This is a genomic window from Mesorhizobium sp. M4B.F.Ca.ET.143.01.1.1, from assembly GCF_004792275.1.
GTDB lineage: Bacteria > Pseudomonadota > Alphaproteobacteria > Rhizobiales > Rhizobiaceae > Mesorhizobium > Mesorhizobium abyssinicae.
The window spans coordinates 1-714 of record NZ_SRSR01000064.1 but is presented as its reverse complement, the minus strand read 5'-3'; the positions used below and the strand labels follow the sequence as shown (position 1 = coordinate 714).

General features: G+C 60.9%; 1 protein-coding gene. It reads left to right on the top strand.

Annotation, left to right across the window (positions count from 1 at the left end; translation table 11 throughout):
- Positions 1-47: 47 nt before the first annotated feature.
- Positions 48-714: tetratricopeptide repeat protein (locus EN786_RS35955; RefSeq protein ID WP_135910011.1), on the top strand; the 667-nt coding region annotated here is incomplete at its 3' end.

Sequence of the window (714 nt, the reverse complement as noted above, 5' to 3'; positions counted from 1 at the left end):
ACAATGCTCTGCCTCCGATGCCGGACCGGCGCGGCATGGAGGGGTTCATGGCAGGTCTTTTCGGCGGAGGGCGTGGGAGCGACCCGACGGACGCTGCGCAAGACATCATGTATGAGGCTTGGGAAGCAACCAGTCGCAGCAAGCGTATTACACTGGCCAGGAAAGCGCTTAAAGTCTCGCCGTTGTGCGCCGACGCCTATGTGCTGTTGGCCGAAGAAGAGGCGGGGTCTGTCGAGGAAGTGCTGGACTACTACCAGAAGGGCGTCGCGGCGGGTGAAGAGGCGCTGGGCCCTGACGGGTTTAAGGAATATGCCGGTCGCTTCTGGGGTTTTCTCGAGACGCGCCCCTACATGCGGGCGCGGGCAGGTCTTGCCGCGGTACTCTGGCGGCTTGGTCAGCATCAGGAGGCCATCGACCATTATCAGGCAATGCTCAAGCTAAATCCGAATGACAATCAGGGCATCCGCTATGCGCTGGCCGGGCATTTGCTGGCGCGCGACGATATCAAGGCCCTGAGGAAGCTTCTCAAACAGCACGAAGACGATGGCGCTGCTGCATGGCTCTACACGCGGGCACTTCTTGCCTTTCGTGAAAACGATCCGAGCGCCGGCAAGCTTGCCGAGGAGGCCTGGCTCGCGAACAGCCATGTGCCTGGCGTCCTTTCCGGCAAGCAGCCTTTGGTTGCTTCCATCGACGGCTATATCACTTTGGGGG